The sequence below is a fragment of the Micromonospora sp. NPDC007208 genome, from assembly GCF_042869175.1.
GTDB classification, from domain to species: domain Bacteria; phylum Actinomycetota; class Actinomycetes; order Mycobacteriales; family Micromonosporaceae; genus Micromonospora; species Micromonospora foliorum.
The window spans coordinates 351,854-376,631 of record NZ_JBIAFG010000006.1 but is presented as its reverse complement, the minus strand read 5'-3'; the positions used below and the strand labels follow the sequence as shown (position 1 = coordinate 376,631).

At 67.9% G+C, this 24,778-nt stretch carries 20 protein-coding genes and 2 pseudogenes; 10 read left to right on the top strand and 12 right to left on the bottom strand.

Annotated elements, in window-relative coordinates; all coding sequences use genetic code 11:
* Window positions 1-18 precede the first annotated feature (18 nt).
* The 5 genes from ACFYL6_RS15825 to ACFYL6_RS15805 all read right to left on the bottom strand — a co-directional run bounded on the left by ACFYL6_RS15825 (window position 19) and on the right by ACFYL6_RS15805 (window position 6,056).
* Entirely contained in the window at window positions 19-2,064 is a 2,046-nt protein-coding gene (locus ACFYL6_RS15825) for a BTAD domain-containing putative transcriptional regulator (RefSeq protein ID WP_387171677.1), read from the bottom strand.
* Between the two features lie 165 nt (window positions 2,065-2,229).
* Window positions 2,230-2,583 carry a DoxX family protein gene (locus ACFYL6_RS15820; RefSeq protein ID WP_387171676.1) on the bottom strand — a complete coding sequence of 118 codons (354 nt, stop codon included), beginning with the start codon at window positions 2,581-2,583 and terminating at the stop codon, window positions 2,230-2,232.
* Between the two features lie 180 nt (window positions 2,584-2,763).
* The gene (locus ACFYL6_RS15815) at window positions 2,764-4,398 is read right to left on the bottom strand and encodes an FAD-dependent oxidoreductase (RefSeq protein ID WP_387171674.1); all 1,635 of its coding nucleotides are present in this window, start codon (window positions 4,396-4,398) and stop codon (window positions 2,764-2,766) included.
* A gap of 110 nt (window positions 4,399-4,508) precedes the next feature.
* On the bottom strand, window positions 4,509-5,048 hold the full coding sequence (locus tag ACFYL6_RS15810; protein WP_387171672.1) for a TetR/AcrR family transcriptional regulator: 540 nt from the start codon (window positions 5,046-5,048) through the stop codon (window positions 4,509-4,511).
* 153 nt (window positions 5,049-5,201) lie between these two features.
* Window positions 5,202-6,056: a sigma-70 family RNA polymerase sigma factor gene (locus tag ACFYL6_RS15805; protein ID WP_387171670.1), complete on the bottom strand. Its 855-nt coding sequence runs from the start codon at window positions 6,054-6,056 to the stop codon at window positions 5,202-5,204.
* A 119-nt stretch (window positions 6,057-6,175) separates the two neighbouring features.
* Between ACFYL6_RS15805 and ACFYL6_RS15800 the strand changes: the two genes are divergently transcribed.
* Window positions 6,176-6,544 carry a DoxX family protein gene (locus ACFYL6_RS15800; protein WP_387171668.1) on the top strand — a complete coding sequence of 123 codons (369 nt, stop codon included), beginning with the start codon at window positions 6,176-6,178 and terminating at the stop codon, window positions 6,542-6,544.
* A 341-nt stretch (window positions 6,545-6,885) separates the two neighbouring features.
* Here ACFYL6_RS15800 and ACFYL6_RS15795 read toward each other — a convergent pair whose 3' ends face one another.
* Window positions 6,886-7,947, bottom strand: coding sequence for an amidohydrolase family protein (locus ACFYL6_RS15795; RefSeq protein ID WP_387171666.1), 1,062 nt, complete (start codon window positions 7,945-7,947; stop codon window positions 6,886-6,888).
* A gap of 79 nt (window positions 7,948-8,026) precedes the next feature.
* Complete coding sequence (locus ACFYL6_RS15790; protein ID WP_387171664.1) at window positions 8,027-8,692, bottom strand: TetR/AcrR family transcriptional regulator; 666 nt, start codon at window positions 8,690-8,692, stop codon at window positions 8,027-8,029.
* A gap of 323 nt (window positions 8,693-9,015) precedes the next feature.
* On the opposite strand from ACFYL6_RS15790, the gene ACFYL6_RS15785 reads away from it, so the two are divergent.
* Window positions 9,016-10,554, top strand: a complete 1,539-nt coding sequence (locus ACFYL6_RS15785; protein WP_387171662.1) for an OmpA family protein — start codon at window positions 9,016-9,018, stop codon at window positions 10,552-10,554.
* Window positions 10,555-10,899: 345 nt separating this feature from the next.
* Here the strand turns inward: ACFYL6_RS15785 and ACFYL6_RS15780 are convergent, their stop codons facing one another.
* Window positions 10,900-12,021, bottom strand: coding sequence for an NAD(P)/FAD-dependent oxidoreductase (locus ACFYL6_RS15780; RefSeq protein WP_387171660.1), 1,122 nt, complete (start codon window positions 12,019-12,021; stop codon window positions 10,900-10,902).
* Between the two features lie 208 nt (window positions 12,022-12,229).
* A complete protein-coding gene (locus ACFYL6_RS15775; protein WP_387171658.1) occupies window positions 12,230-12,892 on the bottom strand; it encodes a DoxX family protein in 663 nt (220 codons plus the stop codon).
* Window positions 12,893-13,279: 387 nt separating this feature from the next.
* On the opposite strand from ACFYL6_RS15775, the gene sigJ reads away from it, so the two are divergent.
* The 5 genes and pseudogenes from sigJ (at window position 13,280) to ACFYL6_RS15750 (ending at window position 18,466) form a co-directional block, all read left to right on the top strand.
* On the top strand, window positions 13,280-14,164 hold the full coding sequence (gene sigJ / locus ACFYL6_RS15770) for an RNA polymerase sigma factor SigJ (RefSeq protein WP_387171656.1): 885 nt from the start codon (window positions 13,280-13,282) through the stop codon (window positions 14,162-14,164).
* Window positions 14,143-15,399 (top strand): annotated as a pseudogene (locus ACFYL6_RS15765) (MMPL family transporter); the annotation flags it as partial. The gene sigJ and the pseudogene ACFYL6_RS15765, both read left to right, overlap by 22 nt.
* 308 nt (window positions 15,400-15,707) lie before the next feature.
* Window positions 15,708-16,469, top strand: coding sequence for an MMPL family transporter (locus ACFYL6_RS15760; protein WP_387171654.1), 762 nt, complete (start codon window positions 15,708-15,710; stop codon window positions 16,467-16,469).
* Between the two features lie 635 nt (window positions 16,470-17,104).
* Window positions 17,105-17,380, top strand: a pseudogene (locus tag ACFYL6_RS15755) (helix-turn-helix domain-containing protein); the annotation flags it as partial.
* Window positions 17,381-17,659: 279 nt separating this feature from the next.
* Window positions 17,660-18,466, top strand: coding sequence for a hypothetical protein (locus tag ACFYL6_RS15750; protein WP_387171786.1), 807 nt, complete (start codon window positions 17,660-17,662; stop codon window positions 18,464-18,466).
* 85 nt (window positions 18,467-18,551) lie between these two features.
* Here the strand turns inward: ACFYL6_RS15750 and ACFYL6_RS15745 are convergent, their stop codons facing one another.
* The gene (locus tag ACFYL6_RS15745; RefSeq protein WP_357816451.1) at window positions 18,552-19,001 is read right to left on the bottom strand and encodes a hypothetical protein; all 450 of its coding nucleotides are present in this window, start codon (window positions 18,999-19,001) and stop codon (window positions 18,552-18,554) included.
* Window positions 19,002-20,197: 1,196 nt separating this feature from the next.
* Between ACFYL6_RS15745 and ACFYL6_RS15740 the strand changes: the two genes are divergently transcribed.
* Both ACFYL6_RS15740 and ACFYL6_RS15735 read left to right on the top strand, forming a co-directional pair.
* Entirely contained in the window at window positions 20,198-20,629 is a 432-nt protein-coding gene (locus ACFYL6_RS15740; RefSeq protein ID WP_387171652.1) for a hypothetical protein, read from the top strand.
* Window positions 20,630-21,064: 435 nt separating this feature from the next.
* Window positions 21,065-21,292: a hypothetical protein gene (locus tag ACFYL6_RS15735; RefSeq protein WP_387171650.1), complete on the top strand. Its 228-nt coding sequence runs from the start codon at window positions 21,065-21,067 to the stop codon at window positions 21,290-21,292.
* Between the two features lie 228 nt (window positions 21,293-21,520).
* Here the strand turns inward: ACFYL6_RS15735 and ACFYL6_RS15730 are convergent, their stop codons facing one another.
* Both ACFYL6_RS15730 and ACFYL6_RS15725 read right to left on the bottom strand, forming a co-directional pair.
* Window positions 21,521-22,495, bottom strand: coding sequence for a hypothetical protein (locus tag ACFYL6_RS15730; protein ID WP_387171648.1), 975 nt, complete (start codon window positions 22,493-22,495; stop codon window positions 21,521-21,523).
* A 771-nt stretch (window positions 22,496-23,266) separates the two neighbouring features.
* Entirely contained in the window at window positions 23,267-23,437 is a 171-nt protein-coding gene (locus ACFYL6_RS15725; protein WP_387171646.1) for a hypothetical protein, read from the bottom strand.
* Between ACFYL6_RS15725 and ACFYL6_RS15720 the strand changes: the two genes are divergently transcribed.
* Complete coding sequence (locus ACFYL6_RS15720) at window positions 23,436-24,728, top strand: integrase (protein WP_387171644.1); 1,293 nt, start codon at window positions 23,436-23,438, stop codon at window positions 24,726-24,728. The two genes, ACFYL6_RS15725 and ACFYL6_RS15720, sit on opposite strands and share 2 nt — an antisense overlap.
* Window positions 24,729-24,778: the final 50 nt, after the last annotated feature.

Below are 24,778 nucleotides of genomic sequence, written 5' to 3'. Positions count from 1 at the left end.
CTGAAGCTCGATTGAGCCCTACTGCAGTGGTTCCGCCGCCTGAGCATCGATGTGCCATGCCAGCGGTCGCGGACCTCGCGCCGCTGCCTGACCGACCGCGGCGGCGAGAGTCGGCCACTCGGCGTCGAGCCAGGCGAGCGCACTGTCGTTGTCCGGGAAGCTGATCCCGTCCTCCGCCTTCCTCGGCAGCCGCAGAAAGTGAGGAATGAGCTGCCTGCCCGCCGCGTCAGCCGTGTGCAGGTAATGGTCCAGGACGAGTCCGCGAGCGTGTTCGAGCTCCACAGCGGTGTCTTCTACCAGCGCCCGGCCGACCGCATACCTTCGGAGCAGGTCGTGGAGCCGGAAGCGCCCGCGTGTGTATTGCTCGATCAGGTGTGCCGCGGCCAATGCCTTTATCAGTCGGTCAGTCCGAGCCGGGGGCAGCCCGGCCGCCACGCTCGCTGACAGCGCAGTGAACGTCGGTCCCGGCAGCAGCCCGAGGCGACGGAAGAGCAGGCGATGCTCCGCCGGAAGCGCCCAGTAGGACGAGGCGAACGCTCTCGTGACAGCACTTTCCTCGGCGCCGTCCACAGTGAACCCGGCCAACCGGTCGCCCTCGGAGAGTTCCTGCACCAACCCGGTGATCTCCGCCTTCGGGACAGCGACGATGTTGGCCACCGCGATCCGCAGTGCGAGCGGCAGGTGACCGCAGAGATCCGCCAGCTTCCCGGCGGCGGCTGCTTCGGCGGCGACCTGGTCGACGCCGAGCGCGGCCTCCAGCAGCCGGCGAGAGTCGGCGGCGGTGAGCACGGACAGCGACAGTGTTTGCGCGCCGGTGCGGGCGATCAGCTCTCCGAGCCGCTGCCTACTGGTGAGGATGACCGTGCCCGCCGACGGGATCAGCGCGTTCACCTGGGCGGCGTCGCGCACGTTGTCCAGCACCAGCAGGACGCGTTCGCCGGCCAGCAGTGAGCGGAACAGGGCGGCCCGGCCCGCCGCATCGGCCGGGATCAGCCGATGATCGACACCGAGGCCGCTGAGCAACTGGAGGAGTCCGGCGGACTCGCTGAGCGGGTCGTGCTCGGCGTCGAAGCCACGGAGGTCGAGGTAGAGCTGCCCACCCGGGAACCTCTCCCGGTGTCGGTGGGCCCACTGGAGGGCGAGCGCCGTCTTGCCGACGCCGGCGGTGCCACTGATCACCCAGATCTTCATGCCCGACGCGGGCTCCAATCCGGTGTCGAGCTGGGCGAGTTCTTCTGCGCGTCCGGCGAATCCGTGGGCGGCGGGCGGTAACTGCGCCGGTCGTACCGGCTCGGGTGGTGATGTGTCCATGGGTCTCGCGGCCGGATCCAGAGCCGGGTCCGCGCGCAGGATCGCGGATTCCAACCGCACCAGTTTTGGTGCCGGATCGAGGCCGAGGTCGCCGGCCAGTCGCTTCCGCAGCGTGCGATAGACGTCGAGCGCGGCGGCGGTGCGGCCGTCACGGTGCAGGGCCAGCATGAGTTGGCCCACGAGCCGCTGCCGCAGCGGGTGGTCGGTCACGAGCCGGGTGAGCTCGGCGAGCAGCCGCCGGCCGTCGCCCAGCCGCAGTTGGGCATCCAGGCGGTCTTCCAGGGCGGTCCATCGGGCTTCATCGAGGTGACCGCACAGGCGTTCGGCGACTTCGGTGGACGCCACGCCTGCGAGTGCCTCGCCGTGCCAGAGGGCGAGCGCCTGGTCGAACAGCTCGACCGCGCGCTCGTCGTCCGACGAGCGCGCCGCGAGAATCAGGTCCGTGAACCGATGCGCGTCGATCACGAGCGGATCCACGTGTATGACGTAGCCTGCTCCACGGCCGACGATGGCGGGCCCGTCGCCGGCCTGCCGAAGCGCCGCACGTAGCCGGGATACGAGCGTCTGGATCGAGGCTCGTGCGGACGCCGGCACATCCTCGCCCCAGACGAGGTCGACCAGCCGGTCCAGCGGCACCATTCGGTTGGGTTCCAGCAGCAGGACCGCGAGCACCAGGCGCTGCTTGCGCGAACCGAGATCGACCTGTTTCCCGCCCGCCCATGCCTCGACTGTGCCCAGGATCCGAAACTCCACGATCCTAACCCCCCGATTGTTCGCCGTTATGCCGCAATCGATTAGGTCGACCTGGCATTGGACGCGCTGCAGGTTGCGATCCGGCGCAGGCACTCCAACGCCCCAGCCGCGAATACGAAGCGTTACACGCGATGACCAACCCCCGCGCCATCGTCGCGTGTTCGATCATGCGGTTTGGACGGTGAAGACCAGCGTCGCCGAGCAGATGACCAACATCGCCGTCGCGTTCAGGAACAGGTTGCGGCCGAAATCGCGGGCGCGGACGTGCGCCGAGAGCGCCACCGCGAAGTAGCAGACCAGCGCCGCGGACACGAGCACCGCTAACGGCGCGACCCAGATCCCGACGATGAGCCCAGCAGCTGCGGCAGCCTTGAGCGGAGGAAGAAACTTCCAGAAGCGTTCGGGGAATCGGACGTCGGTCAAACATTGCCGAATGAAGGCGACCGGCTTTACGCATAGCACCGCATCGCAGAGCTGGATCACTGCCAACAAGGCGAGCGGCCACCAGGGTTGCACCATCTCGAAGGACTCCTCAGGTAATGGGTCACAATCGACCACACTGGACGTGGAGTGAGCCTCACCATGTCGGACAGCGGTGACCCGCCATCGTCTACGGCCCGTTCCCGACGCCTGCTGCCGTGCCCGTCAGCCACCCTGCCTCAGCGGAAAGGCTCAGCCCTCCTCCGTGTCTTGGCCTTCTCACGTGCCGGGCTGTCGTCGGGGTGCGGCAGCGCGTGGGGGGTGCGCGCCCGCGCCGAGGACGTGCTTGGCCACCGCGTCGGCGCAGGGGGTGTGCGCGCGCCAGTGGAGGTAGCCGTCCGGGCGAATGAGCAACGCCGTGCCGGGCTTTGCTCGGTAGGCCCGGCGAAACGTCCCGTCGCGGTCGATGACCACCCGGCCGGAGAACGACGTCGACCGCGCGGGCGTGATCAAGCAGGTGTGCACCTCGTCGGGAAGAGCATCACAGTCGAGGCGGCTGGTCGAGGCGTCACCGACGAGAAGCAACATCCATTGTGGCCCGCGGAGCAGGTCGAACAACCGCAGCGGCTGCCCGGTTGCGGTATCGACGAGGTGGGCATCTGGGGCTCGATCGCCGGGTCGGACGCGGCCGCCGGACAGCTCGTCGTCTGCCAGGGGCCCGTCGTGGTAGCCGATGTCGATCTGGGACACACGCGCGGTGAGCCTGCGGTTGATCGAGGGTCGGCTGAGTAGCGGCAGGAGCAGTCGTTGCACGGCGAACCGGACGAGTGGGTTGCGGTTGGTGACCACGTCGAGGATGTTGGTGCTTTGCGCCAACGCACGACGGGCGACGGGAAGGCGTTCGGCCGGGTAGGTGTCGAGCAGGGTGTCGTCGTGGCCGTTGAGGCAGGCGGCAAGCTTCCATCCCAGGTTGTAGGCGTCCTGGATGCCGGTGTTCATTCCCTGCCCTCCGGTGGGCGGGTGCACGTGCGCGGCGTCGCCGGCGAGGAGGACTCTGCCGCGGCGGTAGTCCTCGACCATGCGGACGTTGACCCGGAAGTTCGACAACCAGGTCGCGTCGGACAGGCGGACCTGCGGGTGGCCGGTGCGTTCGTCCCAGAGCCGCTGGAGGGCCTCCAGGGTGGGCTCGAGGTCGTCGCCGACGTTGATGCTCGCGCCGATCTGCCACTGCCCGGTCCCGGGCAGGCCAGCCAGACCGAGGAACGACCCGTCCGTGCCGAACCATGCGTGTGAGCGAACGGCTCCGCCGGCTTCGGGGTGCCAACCGGGAACTGTGACATCACCGAGCAGGTAGCGCTGCGTCCCGTCGGACGAGCCGGCGAACTCGAGGTCGAGTGTGCGGCGCACGATGCTGTGCGCGCCGTCGCAGCCGACGAGGTAGCGGACGGTCAGATCCTCCCGGCCGCCGTCCGGTGTGGTGACCACGGCGCGCACCGCGTCGTCGCCAGCGGTGAACGACTCAAGGCGGGTGTTGAACCGAATCGCGGAACCGAGTTCGTGCAGCCGCCGTGCGAGCAGCGTGGTGGTGCGCCACTGGGGAATCATCACGATGTTCGGGTACGGCAAGTCCGCGCGCGGCTCGGCGAGACCGGCGGGTATCCGCGCAAGGCGCCGGCCATCGCGGTACAGGGTGATGTCCTGGCGCGACTGGCCGTGTCCCAGAACCGCGTCGACAACACCGAGATCGTCAAGCACCTCCAGGCTTCGAGGTTGCAGGCCCTTGCCTCGGGACTGACGAGGCAGTGCGGGCGCGGCCTCGATCAGTACCGCGCGAACTCCACGGCGGGCCAAATCGACCGCGAGGGTGAGCCCGGTCGGGCCGGCCCCGACGATCAGCACATCGGCAGCGGGCATCTGTCTCCTCTTTCTCGGCGATGAACCCCGGTAGCAGTCACGATGCCCGGCGCGAGCGCAACAGCGACGGCAATCACGGCGCCCGTCCGCAGGCGGGGGCGCGTGGGACCTCAGACATGGGCGATCAGGTCTGGCAGTAGGTCGAACACCGCACGTCGACTGGCAGCGTCGAGCGGTGGGCGGATGGCGTTCGCTCCGATCAGGAGAAGATGCGGCAGCAGGGCGGCGGCGTGCGCCCGGGTCGGGTCGGGCACAACGCGGTTCCAGAGGGTCTCGAGGAAAGTGAGCCGTGCGCTGTCGACGCGTTCGACCACGCCACGCGCAGCGTCGTTCCCGATCGCCCACGCCCGCAGGGCCCGATCCAGCTCGGCGTCGAACAGCTCGTCGAGCCGCGAGGGAAGGGCCCGCAGGGCGTCGACCGGATCGACGGTCGCGAGCTCGCCTAACAGCCCATCCAACAGGGTGACCTGTCCATGCTCGATATGAGTCAGCAACGCCGCGTGGTAGTCGGCGACCCCCGTGAAGTGGTGATGGAACGACCCCTTCGTCAGGCCGAGGCGGGCAGCCAGACGGTCGATCCGCAAACCCGCCGGTCCCTCGTCGGTCAATACCACGATGCCCTCGCCGAGCCAGAGATCACGCGTTCCCATGAGTCGAGCATACCATACGGTATGGTATGCAGATCCTTCCGCAAGGATCCCGATCACCGCCGAACACAACGCTCACCCGCGAAGACCCGCGCTCGGCCGGCTCAAGGGCCTGCGTGGGCACAGCCATCACTCTGATCCTGAGTGGACTGAGAATCACGCACCCAAGGCAGCGGGGAGGGACACGGTGCCGCGCTCGTAGGGGGTGATGTCGATGCTCGTGACGAGGCCGTCACGGACGCCGATCCGGATCAATGCGAACGGGTGGCCACCAGGGGCGATCACCGCCCCTGGGTGACCCTCAACGAGGACCGGGGCGGCGGCGGCGATGCGATCCACGAACGCCCTGGTCTCCTTCGCGACCGCCCAGGCGCCCCGGACGACAGGCGCGGTGCCGTCCGTGAGGAATCCGAGGTCGGCCGTGCGGACGACGTCAGGCGCCAGGAGCGTGACGAGCCGCGCGATGTCGCCGCCACGCGCCGCGGCGAGGAACGCATCGATGATCTCCATCTGGTGGGCCGACCCCGGCAGGTCGATCGCACGAGCGTCCCTGAGCCGGATCCGCGCTCGACTCGCGAGCTTCTTCGCCGCGGCCACCGTCGTGTCGAGCACGGGCCCGATCTCGTCGAACGGGACGGCGAAGAGGTCATGCAGCACGTAGGCCACCCGCTGCGGGGGAGACAGCTCGTCGAGCACGACCAGCAGTGCCCGGGAGACGTCCTCACGACGGATGAACGCCTCGTCGGCCGCGAGCTGCTCGCGGGGGATGTCGTCGGCCGTGAGCGGGACCTCGCGCCGGCGATGGCGGGCGCGAAGCTGGTCGAGGCACAGGCGTGCCGTCACTGTGGTGAGCCAGCCCTCGGGGTTGACCAGTTGCGCCGGGTCGGCCGACCGCGCGCGCAGCCAGGCGGCCTGCACCGCGTCTTCGGCATCGTGGTGCGAGCCGACGATGCGATAGGCCAACGACATCAGTCGGGCCCTCGAGGCCTCGAAGTGTTCGACGAGTTCCACGTCTGGTCACCTTTCATGCGTGCTGGGCGTCAGAAGGGCGAGAGACCACAATCTGATGAACCCGCACACGTGGAGGCACCTGTGAGTTTACCGATGGCTCGATCGCGTCGGCGCGCGTCATGATCGCCGTACTGGAGGGCGTCCTGGTCGTCGCGACCATCCTTTGCGCCCTCGCCAACGCCATCGAGGTGACCGCCAAGGTGATCAGGGCCGACTTCGTGATGCGCAACTGCGCCGAGGTCGGGCTGTCCGCGCGGTGGATACCCTACCTCGCGGTGGTCGAGGGGGCCGGCGTCGTGGGTCTGGTGCTCGGCCTTCTCGGCGTACGTCCCTTCGGATTGGCCGCAGCCCTCGGCCTCGTCCTGTTCTTCGTCGGCGCGATCCTGGCTCACGCCCGCGCGCGGGTGTTCCACAACATCGCGTTTCCCGCGGTCTTCCTCGTCTTCGCCGTCGCCGCCGTGGGGCATTTCGCGTCGACGAGCGCCTGATCAATCGCCGATCGGGCCTTTGCGGTGCAGGGGCTGAGGCTCCGTATGCCGGGGCCGCCGATCCGTGCCGCCGAAGGAGATGAGACGGCTGCGCGCCCCCTGCACGTGCCCGAAAGGGCGAAGTTCACGCCGATCCCGCGCGACCTCGACCACCCGGCCGGCGATCCGTCCACGGCCGGAGCTTGTCGGGGTGGCGTACCGTCCAGATGCGCTTGATTCGGTCGCCGACGACCTCGAACGCGTACACCGATACGGTGACGCCGTCCTGTTGGGCGATCAGGCCGGGTTGGCCGCTGACCGTGCCGCCGCGCTACCCGTCCCAGACGGCTCGCCGGTGGCGCTCAGGGGATCTGTTTCTCCCCGTTGCCGGATTGGACGAGTCGGAAGAAGAACCGGGCTGCGCTTCGCTGCGCTGCCCGTTGCAGGCGCGCGGCCACCCGATGGTCCGGGTCTGGCGTGCCGCCGTTGGCCAGGCGCGGGAAGAGGGCTTCGGCGTTGGTGCGGTTGACCGCTCGCAGTTGCCCGAGTTCGAGGCAGGTGTCGATTCCGTTGGCGAAGTACTGCCCGGCCGGGATGGGCGCGAAGGGCCAGTCACTGCCGAAAAGCACACGCCCGGGTCGGGCGAAGGCAAGCAGGGTGGGCAGGGCGGCCGGGCTCGAGGACAGGGCGGTGTCGAAGTAGAAGGTGCGGAAGTCGTCCAGGATGTCCAGCGGGCTGCGTGCGGTGTCGGCGGCGATGGCCAGGGCCATGCGGTGTGAGGCGTAGGGCAGAAAGCCTCCGGCGTGGCTGAGGACGAACCGGATTCTGGGGTATCGCCGGAGGACGCCGGTTCGGACGAGGAGGTAGGCCGCTCGGGTGGTGTCGAGCAGGAAATCGGCGGCGAACGGTGGGATGCCGTCGATGGCTGGTCCGGGCAGGTCAGCGGGGTGAACGAAGACGACGGCAGCGCGCTCGTCCAGGGCCTGCCACAGCGCGTCCTGGTCGGGGCCACCGAGGTAGTCGCCGTTGCTGTTGGCGAGCAGAGTGACGCCGTCGGCGCTGAGTTCGTCGAGGACGCGACGGGCCTCGGTGGTGGCGGCCGCGATGTCGGGCATCGGCAGGGTGGCGAAGTACCCGAATCGGGTGGGATGCTCGGCGGCCAGCCCCGCGGCGTAGTCGTTGAGCTGCCGCGCAAGGTCGCCGGCTTCGGTCGGGCTGGTGAAGAAGCTGGTGCCGGGGGTCGAGACGGACAGCAGGGCCACGGCGGTGCCGAGCAGGTCCATCTGGTCCAATGCGGACTCGGGTGTCCAGGCGGGCAGCGCCCGACCGCCCGCTGCCGTGACGCCGGCCTCGGCGAGCAGGGCGCGGTAGAAGGGCGGCAGGATGTGCTGATGGACGTCGATCCTGGTTAACTGACCGGTCATGCTGTGGTTCCTCTCGACGCGCTAGACACGGCTGCTGCGGGACGGCCGTGAGCTCCATCCCCACCACCGCTGACCACGGCTACGGCTTGGCATGGTCATGGTCATGGTCATGGTCATGGGAAGCCCCTGGGGCCATCCGGAGGGCCGCCTCGTAGACCAGCCGCGCGTGCAGCTCGAACATCGCCGCGAGATCGACGGCATCGCCGTGGATCTCTCGCTGCAGGAACAGCCCGTCGGCCCCGGCCAGGGCGTACGTCACGACGGTCCGCACGTCCGCCGGATCGAGGTCCGGCACCAGCGTCTCGATCACCTCGATGAACCTCTGTCGGGCGACCTCGCGGACCTGCAGAAACACGGCCCGCCCGCGGGGCTCCTCGGGCCGCCGCTCCAAGGCGAGCATGAGACCGAGGCGCAGGAAGTCGGGGGCGTCGACGAGCGACGCGGCCACCGCCGCGCCGACGGCGACGAAACGCTGCAGCGGCGTACCGGTTTCCTCGCCGGGCAGGTCGACGGCCGCCAGCCAGGTCTCGAAGCTGCGCTCGATCACTGCGGCGAGCAGGTCGTCCTTGTCCTTGAAATGCCAGTAGATCGAGCTCGCGGGCAATCCGCAACGGGCACTCACCGCCGCGATCGAGGTCCCCTCATACCCGCGTTCACTCGCGATCTGCACGGCGGCGTCGAGGATGCGTTGCCGCGACTCCACGCCGTTGGCGCGCTTCCTGCGCGTGGGCCGTGCCCCTGTCATTCCGCACACCTCTCACCGCGACCTTGACGATGCCGCCGCCACAAATCTACCGTAGCGATCGTTCTAATTGTAGTGGGCACTACAGGATTCGCCGGCAACCTTCCTGGACAGTCCCGGGGCGGGAGATGGTCGTGGCTCGCGGCTGTCACAAACCGGGTTGGAGCTTCGTCCAGTGCGTGTGGTGAGACCGAGGTGGAAAGGCAGGAGCCGGGCATAGGCCGGAACAGCGGACGCGGCCCGATCCGAACAACGGCGTGCACTAATACCTGCTGCGCCACCCCGGGTCCACTCGCGACCAACCACATCGACCGAGAACGAGGATCATGACCAAGCTCCGTCATTTCCGATGGCAGGACGCCTCCCCCAGCTCTAGCCGAAGGCTAGCCCTGAGCGCCGTACTCACCCTGGCAATGGTCGGGTGCGAGGGACCGCCGAATAAGGACTCCCCGGCCCCGCCCGCCTCCAATACTCCGGCAGCCAGCGCCAGCACCGGCGCGGCGTTGGCCGGAACCCGCAGCACCATGACCGAGAATCTCAAGGTCGAGGTCGTCGGCCTCAACCGCGTCAAGGGCAAACACCTCATCGCCCAGATCCGGCTGTCCAACACCGGCACCGAGAAGCACCTGTCCTGGCCCGGCGAGATGGGCGACCACACGCGCCCCCTCGGCGAGATCAAATGGGCCTCCGGCATCGGGATCCTCGACGCCCAGGCCCGCACCTGGCTCCTGCCCTACAAACCCGCCAACTCCCCCTGCCTGTGCAGCGCGGTGGACCGCGACGTCCCCAGCCGCTTCATCGACCCTGGCCAGTCGATCACCGTCTACGCGGTGCTGCCCGCACCGTCGGGCAACCCCGCGACAACAACCGTCGTCACCCCCGTGGGCCCGCCGATGCTCGACGTGCCCATCAGCGACGACCCTCCGGCCGGCGACTTCCCCGACCCCGACGCCGAACCCATCACCCCGCTCACCCGCCGCCTCATCCTCCCCTCCGAATCCCTGGACAAGTCCGAGGAAACCGCCGACGACGGCAAGGACCTACAGGTCAACCTCTCCGCCGACGTGCTGTTCGCGGTGGACAAGGCCACCCTCACCCCCGAAGCGAAATCGGTCATGGCCCAGACCGCGAAGCTCATCGACGCCTCCCCCGCCACAATGGTGACGGTGGCCGGCCACGCCGACTCCTCCGGCACCGACGCCATCAACAACCCACTGTCGCTGCGCCGCGCCCAAGCGGTACAACACGCCCTGTCGACGCTGCTGACCAGGAACGGGATCCGCTTCCAAACCCAGGGGTACGGCTCACGCCGCCCGCTCTACAGCAACGACAGCGACGAGGGCAAACGCCGCAACCGCCGCGTCACGGTCACCTTCCCCAAACCGCAACCCGCCACCCAGAAACCAGCGGCCACCACCTCGCCCGGCGCCACCGGCCTGACCGGCACCACCAAAGCCGACGGCCAACCCATCGCCTTGCAGGTCACCAGCCTGCGCCGACTGCCCGGCGGTCTCGGCCTGCTCACCTACACGATCACCAATCAGGGATCGGCCGAGGCATGGTTCAGGAACCTCCACCACGCTCAGGACTGGGAGGCGTACAAATACCAGGCCGCAACGAACGTCCGCATGACCGACGTCGCCGCCCACCGCCAGTACCTGCCCGGCCGCATCGAGGTCCCCACCGACGACGGCGTGGACTCCTACTGCGCATGCACAGCAGTCTCCGGCGTCCGCATCAACACCGAAAAGTTCGCACCAGGCCAGACCCGTGAGTTCTGGAACCTCTTCGCCCTACCCGACACCGCCGACACCCTCAAAGTCAAGATCGGCCCGTTCCGCGACCTCAACGTCCCCATCCAGTAACGGCCTCCCGCGCTGCCTGCCCACTTCAATGCATCAGGGCAGGCACCCTGTTGACCATCAGGCCGACCTTGTGCAATCTCGACACGTCCTGTCCGGACCGGTCGCTGCGGTGCTCGCCGCCGCCGCGTCCCTGACGCTCGCGGCCGCGAGGTCGCCGACGGGTGGTGGATAGACGTACACCAATGACGCCAACTCGGGCCATGGCTCGCTAACGGCGTTTCCGGCGATCCTGCTTAGTAGGTCTCGGCGGCGGGGAAACGATCGCCATCAGCCACGTCATGCTTGCCGTCAGCGTGCGCCACAACGCCACCTCCACGATGACGACAACACTGCCGGGCCTTGCCCTCAGCGCACCGGGCCGGAGTGGCGCAGGCGGTACACCGTGCTGCGACTGATCGCCTCCTTGAAGCCTATGGCGGACCGGCCGGTGAGTAACGCACCGATCGGGGAGTCATCGGCTCGGGTGAACTGGGTGATCGCGTCCCGTCGACCGAGGCTGATGTTCTGCCAGACGTAACGGATCCGAAGCGGCCTCGGCGTCCGTCCGCTCAGAACGGCCGCGATCGCGTCCGCCGCGTACAGACCCATCGGAAGGCCGGTCTGGCAGGACATCCGGGTCTCACCGCCGAGTGCGGGTGCCGCCGCGGCGTCACCGATCCCGTACACCTGCGGGTGCGAAACCGATCGACAGGTCTCGTCAACGATCATCCGGCCACGGCCGTCGACGGCCAGACCGGCCCGATCGGCCAGCGCGGACACCCGGAAACCGGCTGTCCAGACGACGACCTCCGCGTCGAGATCCCGCCCGTCGTCGAGGCGCAGGCCTGCCGCCGAGACCGTCTCGACCCGGACACCCTGGTGGACGCCAATGCCCATCCTGTCGAACGCCCGGCCGAGGTGGCGTCTGGCGGGCGGAGACAGCCAACCCCCGAGGGCGTCATTCGTCACCAGCTTGATCCGTAGCCCCGGATATGCCTCGGCAAGCTCGGTGGCGGCCTCGATGCCAGTCAGACCACCGCCGACGACGGCAACGACATCGCCGGCCGAGGCACCGAGCAGACGCGACCGTAACCGCCGCGCCTGAGCCGCCTCCGCGATCGTGAATGCGTGCTGCCGTACCCCCGGCACGCTGCCGACGTCGGCGCCACTGCCCAGCGCGTACACCAAGGTGTCATAACCGACCGTGTGCGGCTCGGCGTCCATTCGGACGATGCTGGCGTCGACGTCGATGGCGGTGACCCGCGCCACGACGAGTTTCACGTCGGCGCCGTCCAGCATGGTTCGCAGCGGCCGGTCTCGCAGGGTCTGCCCTGCGGCGAGCTGGTGCAACCGGATTCGTTCCACGAATCGGTCGGTGGCGTTGATCAGCGTCACCTCGACGTCGGTGCGGCGCAGCCGGCGGGCGGCGCGCCTGGCGGCGCCTAGGCCCGCGTACCCGGCGCCGAGTACCACCAGGCGGTGAGTCATGGTCGTCTCCCTTCATGTGCAGTGGTTGACGGGTGACGGGGCAGCTTCGTGACCGTCTTCCCGTGCAGGCGTGGTCTTCGACGACACTGCGGGGTGCTGGGCGATCTACGAGCCGTGGCATCACCTAGCGCCCTGAACGGTTCCGATACGGATATGGTGCGCCCACGACAGGGCGAGGAAGCATCGCGTAACGTCGAGCCCCTAGTCGTTACCTGTCGATCCAGCCGAGCTCAACTGCCTGCTCACGCATGACGTCTTCCATCACGGGTAGCGTCAGGAACGAGACGGCATACAGAACAGCGACGAGTCCGATCGGGACGATCCAAGCGCGAGGACGGGTTGCCCAGGTGCGAGGACGGATCTCCAACGGCCCGAAGCCATCCGGTCCAGCGTCGGCAGGGCGGGCCCGACGGAGCCGCGTCTCCGGAAGCCGGCGGTCGGCTGGCCTCAGCACCCACGAGGCGATCGCGCACGCACCGAACATCAGCGGCACCCCCCACGATTGAAGGCCGTCACCGACTGCCAGGTGCGACGCCACGGCACCGGACCACAGGAAGAAGGCGCCCACGTACGCCCATTCCTTGAGCAGCGGGAGCCCGGGCGCGACGATCGCGACGGCCGCGCCGGCCTGCCACGCGCCGAGAATGTAGGCGAAGAAGTGCGGGTACCCCAGGTGGTGCAACTGCACTTCCACCCATTCGATCGTCAGCAGATTCCACACCGATCCAGCAGCCAATTCGAAGACGATTACAAACGTCGTTACCCAAAAGGCGATGGGGCGGATCCGGCTCCAGTCCCAGCCGCTTCGTGTGACGGTAGCCGACTTCTCGTCGGTCGCTTCCTGGAACTTTCTGGTCGCTTCAGTTCGCATCTCAGTCGCCTCGTCAAATCGGTCTGATGTGTCGGAAATTGCCGGGATCGCGCAATGGAAGTAGACAGCCGGGGCCGGAAGCAGCTGTCCACGCTGGCGGTGTAATCGGTGCTGTCGGGACAGGCCAGGGTTCCGGTCAGTTGCGATCGTCAGGACCGAGGGAAGGGCCACCGTCTCACTGCGCTTTCGGCCGGCTGGGTGGCTGTTCGTCTCAGTGGTACGACAACAGGGCGCCTCGGAATGTGAGGCGACGCACGAACCTCACAGTTCGGTGTGCTGTCTTGTCGAACCAAGCGAGGGCAGATGCGACCAAGGGGAGCCGGCGACACCATGACCAGACCAACCGAGCCAGGACATGGCCGACCCGACCCAGGCCTGACCGCGGTCATGAACGAACGGCGTCAGCTGATCAATCTCGCCTACCGGCTCCTCGGCTCCCTGGCCGACGCCGAAGACGCCGTCCAGGAGACCTACGTCCGCTGGTACGCCATGTCCCACCAACAGCAGGAGGCGATCCGATCCCCCGGCGCCTGGTTGACCAAGGTCGCCAGCCGGATCTGCCTCAACCTGCTCTCCTCGGCGCGGGTTAGGCGGGAGACCTACGTGGGCGAATGGATCCCCGAGCCGCTACCCGAACCCACAGAGTGGATCAGCGGACGGTCCAATGCCACCACCACGGACCCGGCCGATCGCATCACCCTCGACGAGTCGATCAACATGGCCTTCCTCGTCGTACTCGAATCGATGACCCCGGCCGAGCGCGTCGCGTTCATCCTGCACGACGTCTTCCGCTACTCCTTCGCGGAAGTCGGCGACATCGTCGGTCGTACCCCTGCGGCGTGCCGCCAGTTGGCTTCCTCGGCCCGCCGGCGCGTACGCGCAACACAGACGCCCGCGACCTCGACAGCCCCACGCGCCGACATCGTCAGGAATTTCAAACAGGCCTGGGAAGCCAAGGACATCAACGCCCTCATCGGCCTCCTCGACCCCAACGCCACGGCAATCGCCGACGGCGGCGGCATTGTCGGCGCCGTGCTCCACCCGATCGAAGGCGCCCAGCAGATCGTCCGCTCCCTGATCCACCTCGAGGGCAGACTTCGAAACCTGACGATCCTGGAGCGTACGGTCAACGGCCAACCCGGCCTTATCGCCCAACAGGACGGCGTCACCGTATCGGTGTACGCGTTCGAGGTCGTCGGCGACCGGATCAAGCGCATCTGGGCGGTACGCCACCCCGACAAACTCCGGCCATGGACGGTGGGACGCCTGTAGAGGGCTTCCCCGCTTCGGCACGGCTCTCAACGTCGTCTACCAAAATGTCAACGGCGCGCTGCTGTTCGCCGGCTGCGATCCCCCTCGCCGTCATCGTCCCCGACCTCATTTCGGCCTGCGGCCAGGTACGCGGAATCGATGCCGTCTGGAATCCCTGCAAGCGTTCTCACGTCGACCGAGCACTGAGGAATCCTATGTTGCGAAAAGTAGTAACCTTGCCCAGTGGCCGGATCACGAAATGGGCCATCGTAGCCATTTGGGTCGCCCTGCTGGCACCAGCCTTCATGCTGGCCGGCAACCTGGGCGACGTTGAGAAGAACGACAGTTCGGCCTGGCTGCCCAGCAATGCCGAGGCGACCAAGGTCCTCGACCAGGCCAAGAAGTTCCAGCCAGCCGAGACCCTGCCCGCGATCGTGATCTACGACCGGCCGGAGGGCGTCACCCCTGCCGACATAGCCAAGGCCCACGCCAACGCGGACGCCTTCAAGGGCATCGAGAAGGTCGTAGGGCAGCCACAGGGCCCATTGACGTCCCAGGACGGCAAGGCGATCCAGACCGTGGTCCAGGTCGACGACGGTACTGACGGCTGGGATGGGGCCCGCAAGGTCGTCGACGAGATGACCGCGATCGGCGAACGAGACGCCGACGGTCTCGGGTTCCACGTCACGGGGCCGGCCGGCTACGCATCCGACTCGGTAACGGCCTTCAGCGGAGGAGGCGCCCTGGGGATGATCACGGCGTTGGTGGTGGTGGTCATCCTGTTGTTCACCTACCGCAGTCCGTTACTTCCACTGCTGCCGCTGCTGAGCGCGGGCGGCGCTCTGGTCGCGGCGGAAGCGGTGATCTACCTGCTGGCGAAGAATGCCGGGCTCACCGTCAACACGCAGACCAGCCTCATTCTGACCGTACTGGTGTTCGGTGCCGCCACCGACTACGCGCTACTACTCATCTCCCGGTACCGGGAAGAGTTGCGGCGACACGAGGACCGGCACGAGGCGATGGCGGAAGCCCTGTACCGCTCCAGTCCCGCGATCATCGCCAGCGCCGCGACGGTCGCTGTCAGCCTGCTGGTGCTGCTGATGGCCACACTCAACTCCACAAAAGGTCTCGGCCCGGCCTGTGCCATCGGTATCGTCATCGGGCTGCTTGCCATGCTTACCCTGATGCCGGCCCTCCTGGTCATCTGCGGCCGCTGGATCTTCTGGCCGGTGAAGCCGTCGTACGGTTCGGTCGGGACGGCCAAGGACAGCATCTGGACGCGGATCGGCACCGCCATCTCCCGCCGGCCGCGGATCGTGTGGGTCGCCACCGCGCTCGTCCTCGGTGTCATGGCGATCGGGATGACGGGGCTCAAGGCCGATGGGATCCCGAGCAAGGGCCAGTTCACCAGCGAGCCGCAGGCGGTCGTCGGCGAGGAGATCCAGTCCAGGCACTTTCCGGCCGGGTCGGGTGACCCATCTACGTCGTGGCCAAGGCCGCCTCGGCGGAGCAGGTCAGGACGGCACTGTCAGGCGTCCCAGGGGTCGCCGGCGTCGCGGCACCTATGGTCAAGGATGGTGACGTCTTCGTTCTCGGGACGCTCGAGGACGCGCCCGGCAGCAAGGCCGCGATGCGCACCGTCGAGCAAGCCAGAGCCACGGTCCACAAGATCGAGGGTGCGGATGCGCGGGTCGGCGGCAGTACGGCGATCGCGCTCGACACACAACAGGCGGCGGCCCGCGACACCAGGGTGATCGTCCCCGTCGTACTAATCGTTGTCTTCCTCATCCTCGCGCTGCTGCTACGGGCGATCGTCGCACCGCTGCTGCTCATGGCGACGGTGGTGCTGTCGCTCGGAGCGGCCCTCGGCGTGAGCGCGCTGGTGTTCAACCACGTGTTCGACTTCGCCGGGGCGGACGCGAACTTCCCACTCCTGGTGTTCGTGTTCCTGGTCGCCCTCGGCATCGACTACAACATCTTCCTGGTCAGTCGGGTACGGGAAGAGGCACAGCTACACGGCACCCGACAGGGCGCGCGGGCCGGACTGTCCGCCACCGGCGGCGTGATCACCTCCGCCGGTCTGGTCCTGGCCGGTACCTTCGCGGCGCTGGGATCACTGCCGTTGGTCTTCGCGGCGCAGCTGGGGTTCACGGTGGCGTTTGGTGTGCTGCTGGACACCATGATCGTCCGCTCGGTGCTGGTCACCGCGCTAACAGTGGACGTTGATCGATGGATGTGGTGGCCGAGCGATCTGTTCAGGCGTCACGACGACCCTCAGCCGCCGACGAGCACGCCCGAACCCGCTCTCCTGCGCGCAGGCAGCTGACAACCTTCAGTAATGGGCCGTCCGGCTGGGGCCGGACGGCCCAGCACGTCTGGGCCTGGTCCCACTGGCGCCGACGACGCCAACACCAAGCCCGAACCTGCCACTACCGACGACAGGGCTAGCCCTACCCAGCTGCCGTTGCAGTACTAACGGCGCCTGCTCGCGGTCGGCGCACAGGATGGCGTCGCCGTCTTCGACCTGTGGCTGGAGCAAGGTCGGGATATCAAGGTGTCCGAGTCGGTGCTGGGCGCGGTCGGGCGGGCGCTGCGGCTGGATACCGCCGAGACGGCTCACCTCTTCCGGTTGGCGGGTCTCACTCCGGCGGCGCCGACCGGCGAGCGGCCGCCGTCGGCACGTCGTCCGGCGTACGTCAGGGATCGGTATTAGAATTTCGTGGCGATCAATGAGCCGGCGCGATTGGTGTTCGGGTTCGGCAAGACCGACCACAACTGAGCGCCGCGAAGCTCGATGCGATCAGCTCGCTGGAGCGGGACCTGCGTGTCGGGCCGCACCCGGCGACGTTCAACGGCTGAGCGCGCACTGCCGATCCCACGCCCCCCGGACACTGGTAGCCGTCGTCTGCCGGTCGAGGAATTCAATATAATTCCTCCACTTTGGAGGACTTACCAAGGAACATGAGCCCTGTGCTGCGGCACCCCCGCTCCAGGGCGCTACCGGGACAAGGGAGCGGCATGGCTCGGCACGAGCGGCCCGTAGATCCAACGGCTGGGCCGTTGTCGTCCTTCGCCCATGAGCTACGAGAGTTACGTGTCGAAGCGGGAAACCCCACCTACCGGCGATTGGCCGAAATCGCCGGCTACAGCGCCTCGACCCTCTCCGCCGCTGCCAGCGGAATCCGGCAACCCAGCCTCGACGTGCTGCTCGCGTACGTCGGGGCCTGCGGCGGGGACGCCGCCCAGTGGAGGCAGCGTTGGTTCGAACTGAACGAGGAACTGCGGCCCGCCAGATCGGCCAGCGCACCAGCCGACCCGGCGAGGGCAGAAACACCCGACCCGACGCCGGCCGAACCGATCGCCACGCCCCTTGCAGAGCCACCGTCCACTGTGACTGCGGGGGATCCACCCGCCCCGACTACGGGTGAGCCAACCGGCACCAGCGGTGCAGCCGGACCGACCCACGACCGGCCCGCGAGCCCCCCGGGCCACCGGAAACTCCGACGGCGACTGGCGGTGGCGGCGGCGGTGGCGGTCGCCGGTCTCGCCGGTACGGCCGCCGTGGTGCCGATGACCCAGCCTAGGTGGGCGGCCAAGGGGGCGACGTCGGCCGCTGGCACGACGACAACCACAGCCTGCCCGGCGACCACCACGGACGCCGCCTTCACCGCCGTCACGTACGGCGGTGGCGTGCACGTCCGGAGCGAGCCCCGCCGCGACCAGGGCATCCTCTACACCATTCCGCCCGGCTGCGTGGTCGGGCTCACCGGCTACTGCCTGGGTGAGCGGATCACCGACTCCACCTCCCAGACCCCCGACATCCGCTGGTTCACCCTCGCCGACGGTGGGCTGATCGCCTCCGGGGTGGTGCACGGCAACCCGCCCACGGGCCTGGAACCGTCCCGCTGCCAGGGCGACCGACCCGGGCCGGAAGCGATCGCCCTCGCGATCGCCCCCGATGTGACCGGCCCGGGTGGGTGGCGGCTGAGCGCGACCGGCACGCACGTGGAGATCGTCGGCTTTGCCGCCTACTACGCGGACGACCCCGCGCTGCCGGCGGAGCGCCGCTGGCACCAGATCGGAATGACCGGCACGGCCGCCCCGCCGTTCGACCTCGTCTGGAAGCTCGAGCGCCTGTCCGTGCAACCCGGACCCACTGCCGAGATCCCGGTGGCCGCGGTCGCCTGTCTCGGCGGTGGCGCGCCGACCGACGTACTCGACGTGCGGGCGGCCCGCCCCGATGGCTCCAGCACCGCCGAGGCCCTGCCGCTCGCCGCCGACCAGCGGCTCGCGGCCCGCCGTACCGCCTGCCTCTACCCCTGATGGGGACGTACGCGGACGGCGGATGGCCACCACCGGTGGCCCGGCGGGACGGATCCCACCGGGCCACCGGTCAGGCGCACCGAACTCAACAGCCCTGGCGACCGGAGTGGATCCAGTAGGTGGTGCCGGCCCAGTCCATCTCGCCGTACGCGTCGACGCAGTTGTTCGCCGTGCCGGTCACTCCGCGCGGCCCGGCGTAGTACAGGTAGTCGGCGTTGTCCTTGGTGGAGACCGCGGTGGCGGTGCAAGAGCCGGTGCCGGAGGTCTCCGCGCACCGGGCGATCTGCACGGAGGTCCGCGCCGAGGAGCCGTACGCCGCGCCGCGGTGGTACATGCAGGCGCTGTTCGTGCCGCCGTTGGTGCTGTTGTAGTAGATGACCAGCTCGGCAACGGGCTTGCTCGGCGGGTACGCGTAGCTGTAGGTGACCGTGCCCGAGCAGGCCACCGCCGCCTGCGACGGGGCCGCCGTGACGACCAGCACCGTGCCGAAGGTCAGCATCGCCAGCAGCGCTCCGAACGCCTTGCGCAGCATCATGACTTCCACTCCTCAGGGACGGGGTTGGTTGAGAGTCGTCCCGCCGTCCACTTCTACGGAACAGCGAAGTTGATCGCCGCTGGTGGTGGCGCCAATCAATCAATCTCGCACAACGCCGAACAACCGCGTACCGCGTCGCCGCACCGGGCCAAACGGGTCGCGCCGGGGAAGGCGGTGGTCAGGCGCAACTCCCGGTAAAGCGGGGCCACGACGTGGTGGTGCCGGAGCTACCGATCGAGGGATAGGGCGGCAGGCCTCGCCGAGTTCTGTGACACGGGTCGTCAATGCCGTCGGCGATCGCAGCAACCTTGTGGTCGTCGGAGACTCGTATGGTGCGTTCACGGCGCCGCTGGTCGCTGACAAGCTGCCTGTGCGGCTCATTGTCCTGCTCACTCCCATGATCCCGAAGCCGGGTGAGAGTCCCAGCTACTGGTGGGGCAACACCGGTTACCGCAGCGCATAGGGTTCAGTGAGGAGGAACAGTTCTACAATGGCGTGCCGGCCGAGATTGTCGCGAAGGCTACGGCGCCTGGCAGGGACCAGGTCAGCGCCGAATGGAACGAGCCGTGGCCCCGTGGATGCGTGGCCGGACGTGCCGACGAGGGTGCTCATCGCCCGCGAAGACCGGTTCTTCCTCCCGATTTCCAGCGCCGCGCGGCGGCCGACCGCTCGATGCCGTACCGGGTGAAATCGACGGTGGTCACGCGGTGGCGCTCAGCCGTCCGAAGCAACTCGCCGACCAGTTGACCGCGTACTTGCCGCGCTGAAGGCGCTGCGCCCGATGCCGGCCGCGTGAATACGGGCGGCGCGGATCGCGGCAGAAGAGTGCGGCGGTCGCGCCCCGGATGGGGACTGCGTAGATTTCCGTGTTTGACCTGGGTGTGGTCCGTTGGACAGGACGTTGATCCTGTCCGGGAAGGACCACGTCAGGGCAGACAAGAAGAACGCTGTTCAGCTTCCGGAGCCGACGGCGGCTGAGGTGGAGTTCGGGCAGCAGCTGGTCGAGCGGGCCAAAGCCGACGGAGTTTCGTTGGTCGGGCCGCGAGGGCTCCTCGCAGGGATCACCGGCACGGTCCTTGAATCAGCGCTTGACGGTGAGGTGGATGCGCACCTCGACGAGGTCGGCGTCGACGAGGCGACCGGCTGGCGGACCAACATTCCCGCGGGACCGGGCCGGGTCGTTCACGCCGCGGATCGTGCCGAAGCATGCCCGCCGGTTGGACGGGTTCAACGAGGCGATCCTGTCGCTGTATGCCAAAGGCCTGACGACCGGGGAGATCTCCGCGCATCCATGGCCTGCTCACGGTTGTCCGCGCCCAGCAGCGCCGCCACGGCGACCAGCCGCCGCAACACGGCGTCGGCAGCTGGCCCATCCGCACCTGGTAGACCGTCGCGGCGGGCCCGGTGCCGCAGTACCGGGCCTCATGGCCCAGCACCTCAGCCAGCACGTCGTACGGGTCATCACCAAGCGGCCCGCCCAACACCGCCAGCAGCGCCTGCGCATGCATCCGCAGTACCGGAACATCGGACCTACCCCAATCAGGGGTGGAACATCACCCGGAGGCCGGCGATGCAGCCGGGCGGAGAACGCCACCACCGCCTCGGCCACGATCTGCTGCGGGGTGTAGTCCTCAATACGAGCCGGCACCTCGATGACGTTCGCCGGCACGGTCAACGCGTCCACCAGATGCGCCTGTGGCGGGTACAGCGACCGCTGCGGGAACCAGCACCGCCCACCAGCAGCGCCCGACCCACCTCAACCCAGCCCGAAGCACACCCGCACGATACAGAAGGTGATCAGACCAACACACAGTCGATCATTCGAGAATGGCATCCGCTCATCGACATGAGCGGACGCCGCTCGACTGACGACCGGGAGCAAACCGGCCGACCTCTTCGGGTCCGCCGAGGAGGTCTCCAGCCTGAAGGTCGCCCAGTACCTGGCCGCCCTCGACGCCGGCACAGATCCCGCACTAGTCACCGATTGGATCACTCAAACCCAGGCCGAACGGACACGAGCCGAAGCTGATCTTCAAACGACCCAGCAGACAGAGCCACGCCGGATGAGCCGCTCCCAGATCGTTGACCTAGTCCGAGCGCTCGGCGACATCACCGCCGTGCTCCGCGACGCCGATCCCGCCGACAAAGCCGAGGTCTACCGGCAACCCGGTCTCCGGCTGAACTACCAGCCTGAAACGCAAACGGTGCGCGCTGCAATCGATCTCAGCGCACACCGTGGGCAAATTTTTGTGTCCGAGGGGGGATTCGATCCATTGCCCCACCGCCGATGACGCTCGGCGCGACTCTGAAACTCGCGCAAGCTGCGGTGGTGACCTCTTCGGACCCGCCGAAGAGGTCGCCAGGCTAAAAGGCCTGCTCAGGACGTTGCCCGTGGGATCGGTGTCTCGAATGACGGAACCGCGGCGGACTCCAGCAGGCTCACCCGCAACGCACGGTCGGCGGCATATCCGGGTGGCTGGGTCGTCGGGAAGATCCGGATTTCTGATCTTGATGGGTGCTCACCCAACGAGCCGGCGGCACGCACTCCGACCGTGCGGTAGTCCGGCCTGGTTGAAGACGAGCCCGCAACTGCCGTTCGTCGGGTCCCAGAGCTCGTCGTTGGTCACCAAAGCCCGGACCAGCGCGCGCTGCGGTTCAGTGAGGGGCCGGCTCGTCGCGTACGGCTTGGGGAACGTGAACCGCACCAACGCGCCCCAGCCGTCGTCGAAGCCGGCCCAACTGTCCCGACTGGCCACCTGGCAAGCAGCCGTGGCGATCTCGTCGAAGTCAGCGGCGACGCGGATCGCCGCGGCGACGAGATCGAACTGATGAACTCCCGGAGGTGGTGGCTCAGCCAGGGCGGCCAGGATCAGCTCACGGCCGCGCGGGTCATCCTCATGAACCAGTGCGGCCAGGAGCCGGACCGCCGGGTCCGGGTCGATGAGCCGATCGCGGAGGTCAACGCCGAGCTGGCCGAGGCAGCGTAGCCACTCGGCCTGCGGCCCGGCACCGCGTTCCGACCACTGCAGGAGGAGCAGCGTCAATTCCTCCCGCCGATCCGCCAGGGACCGCATCCGGGCAATCGCCACAAGATTCTCTGCGCGGAACAACGCGCGGTCCGGCGGTGACGCCACGAGCAGCGGAAGCACCACCGGGTACGCCTGCGCAACGGCATCAGCGAGGTCCGGCAGTATCCCCTCGAAGTAGCGATCGTCAGAAAGGTCGATCACGCTCATAGCCGCGTCGCCGAGGAACTCCAAAAGCGATTCGACGGTGTCCGGGTGGGCTCGCCCCTCGGCGAGCAGCGCGGTCACGGCCCGAACTGTCGGCGCGGTAGCTGTCTCCGGTAAACCCTGATGCAGCACCGCCATGTCGAGGTGGTCCAGGGCGGCCTCCCGGGCCTCGGCGTCACCGAACTCTAGCGCGGCCAGATACGTCGCGGTGTCAATCGCCCGGCCGTACGCGTGCCCGAGCCGACTCCAGGCAACCGTCATCGCCACGTCCTCCCCAGTTCGAGCTGCTTCGCTCCGAGGCGGGGGTGATGGTACAGGGATCTCCTGGCATCGGCAAGACGCACACGATCGCGAATCTGGTGTCGGCCCTTCTGGCTCGCGCTCAGCGGGTGCTCGTCAGCTTAGAGCCACGTCCATCGACCGGACCCACTGTGCGACCCACCCGACCGACCCACAAACTAAACGCGCTCTTAGGGCGACGTGATTTACGCGGAACTTAACCACTGCCTACGGGTTCTAACCGCCCCGCTGTACGGCCCACCGACCGGAAGCCGCCACTTAAGCTCACTGTTCGCGAAATCCGGTTGATGTACAGATAGGCCAGCGGGACAACGTTCTCATTAGTCACTCCGCAGCCAATCCGAGGAATGCCTCTATTCGGGATTGTAATTCCTAAGGTCGGGCTCGCCCCATGCGGCATATCCCAAAATGACGCGCTGCCTTAGCTGCCCACCAGAGTCGTCAACCAGATCGCGACGGACTCGCAGTCCGTAGTGAATACAGTACCGGATCCCTTCGATAATCACCGACCCGCATTCGGTAGAATCTTCAACGTCCCTAAATCCGGGGTCTTCGCGCACTTCCCAGCCGGCCCTGCGCGCCTTGTCGACCCACACCTGAAAAGCGCGCTCGCTACCGCCGATCCCTGGCCTCGATCCGCCGACCCTTGCAAGAATCTCCACGGGGTCAATGCGCCCACTCTCCATTACGCTTCCAACCTCCGCGCCGCCACTATTCCCTAACAACCGGATTCTACTTGGTGCTTTGCCAAGTTTGAACTCTGCCACTATTGTCCTGCCAGAAGTAAGCGAAGGTTGAGGCAGTGTCCTCAGCAGCCCGGTTCATCGCCCCCTGACAACTTGAACAAGGTGGCCGCGTTCCTTCAATCACAACAAATCCACCCTCGGGCACCGGCTTCTCCATGAAGAATTCGTCGCCACGAACGACCCACCCCACGCCGCTACGGCACCAAAGACGCCCGCTCAAGCAAGCTCCGCCACCCGCCGCACGGCCAGTCAGCGCCTGGCTGCAACCAGTCCTGCTGCCGCCGGGACCGCGTGACTACCTGAACGCCGTCGTTGACCTGCGCACCGGGCCGCCACCGGACAATCCCTGGCTGGCCTGGGCCCTGCACCTGACCCACAGCATCGCCGAGACACGCGGCTGGCGGCCCACCGCACAGCGCGCCATGCAGCGCGTCCTCGTCCGGCTGCTGGCCGATCACCGGGAACCCGACCTCATCCGAGCGACCGACCTCGGCGCCCTCACGGCCCAGTACTTCATCAACCTCGACCATGTCGTCGAGATCCTCGCGACGATGGACGTCCTCGACGACGACCGGCCGCCCGCTCTGGAGAGCCTGATGGCCGCCAAAGTCGCCGGCCTACCGGACCCCTGGCGCCGCGACCTGCTCACCTGGGCACGGTTGCTACGCGACGGCGGCCCCCGCAGCCGGGCCCGCGACGAGCAGACCGTCCGCGCCTACCTCGGCGTCGCGGCGAACGCTGCCGCGACCTGGCCACAACACGGCCACCTGCGCGAGGTCGTCCGCGACGATGTCCTGGCCTACCTCGGCACGCTGCGAGGAACACGCCGGGAGATCGCCGCCACCGCGTTACGCGCATTGTTCCGATGGGCCAAAAGCCACAAGCTGATCTTCCGGAACCCGACCCACGGCATCTCGATCCCGGCCGTGCCGGACCCGATCTGGCAGCCGCTGCGCCCGGAGGAAATCACCGCCAGCGTCGCCGCCGCGACCACCCCGCAGGCCAGGCTCTACGTGATCCTCGCGGCCGTCCACGCTGCGAGACCGGGCCAGATCCGCGCCCTGCACCTCGACGACGTCGATCTCGCCACCCGGCGCATCACCATCGGCGGCAACAGCCGCCTGCTCGACGAACTCACCACCCACGCCCTGCTCGACTGGCTTGCCCACCGGCGCGAACGGTGGCCCGGCACCGCCAACCCACATCTGCTGGTCAGCAGCACGAGCGCGCTGGGCCACGCGCCCGTCAGCCACACCTGGATCTTGAACCTACGCGGTCTACCCGGCACCCTCGAACGGTTACGCATCGACCGCCAGCTCGAGGAAGCCATCACCGCCGGCGCGGACCCGTTACACCTGGCCGCCGTGTTCGGCCTCAGCGAAGGCACGGCGATCCGGTGGGCCACCAACGCGCGGCAGCTGCTCACTAGCCCCAGAGCAGCTCAGTAATCCGGCCACTTGATTCTGGCTATCTGGTCGGGTGGCCTGGACGGCTCCAG

Coding starts and splice junctions, on each gene's coding strand:
- ACFYL6_RS15820 (WP_387171676.1), bottom strand. CDS start 2,583: ATGGTGCAACCCTGGTGGCCGCTCGCCTTGTTGGCAGTGATCCAGCTC.
- ACFYL6_RS15815 (WP_387171674.1), bottom strand. CDS start 4,398: ATGCCCGCTGCCGATGTGCTGATCGTCGGGGCCGGCCCGACCGGGCTC.
- ACFYL6_RS15810 (WP_387171672.1), bottom strand. CDS start 5,048: ATGGGAACGCGTGATCTCTGGCTCGGCGAGGGCATCGTGGTATTGACC.
- ACFYL6_RS15800 (WP_387171668.1), top strand. CDS start 6,176: ATGATCGCCGTACTGGAGGGCGTCCTGGTCGTCGCGACCATCCTTTGC.
- ACFYL6_RS15795 (WP_387171666.1), bottom strand. CDS start 7,947: ATGACCGGTCAGTTAACCAGGATCGACGTCCATCAGCACATCCTGCCG.
- ACFYL6_RS15790 (WP_387171664.1), bottom strand. CDS start 8,692: ATGACAGGGGCACGGCCCACGCGCAGGAAGCGCGCCAACGGCGTGGAG.
- ACFYL6_RS15785 (WP_387171662.1), top strand. CDS start 9,016: ATGACCAAGCTCCGTCATTTCCGATGGCAGGACGCCTCCCCCAGCTCT.
- ACFYL6_RS15780 (WP_387171660.1), bottom strand. CDS start 12,021: ATGACTCACCGCCTGGTGGTACTCGGCGCCGGGTACGCGGGCCTAGGC.
- ACFYL6_RS15775 (WP_387171658.1), bottom strand. CDS start 12,892: ATGCGAACTGAAGCGACCAGAAAGTTCCAGGAAGCGACCGACGAGAAG.
- sigJ (WP_387171656.1), top strand. CDS start 13,280: ATGAACGAACGGCGTCAGCTGATCAATCTCGCCTACCGGCTCCTCGGC.
- ACFYL6_RS15760 (WP_387171654.1), top strand. CDS start 15,708: ATGGTCAAGGATGGTGACGTCTTCGTTCTCGGGACGCTCGAGGACGCG.
- ACFYL6_RS15745 (WP_357816451.1), bottom strand. CDS start 19,001: ATGATGCTGCGCAAGGCGTTCGGAGCGCTGCTGGCGATGCTGACCTTC.
- ACFYL6_RS15735 (WP_387171650.1), top strand. CDS start 21,065: ATGAGCCGCTCCCAGATCGTTGACCTAGTCCGAGCGCTCGGCGACATC.
- ACFYL6_RS15730 (WP_387171648.1), bottom strand. CDS start 22,495: ATGACGGTTGCCTGGAGTCGGCTCGGGCACGCGTACGGCCGGGCGATT.
- ACFYL6_RS15720 (WP_387171644.1), top strand. CDS start 23,436: ATGAAGAATTCGTCGCCACGAACGACCCACCCCACGCCGCTACGGCAC.
- ACFYL6_RS15725 (WP_387171646.1), bottom strand. CDS start 23,437: ATGGAGAAGCCGGTGCCCGAGGGTGGATTTGTTGTGATTGAAGGAACG.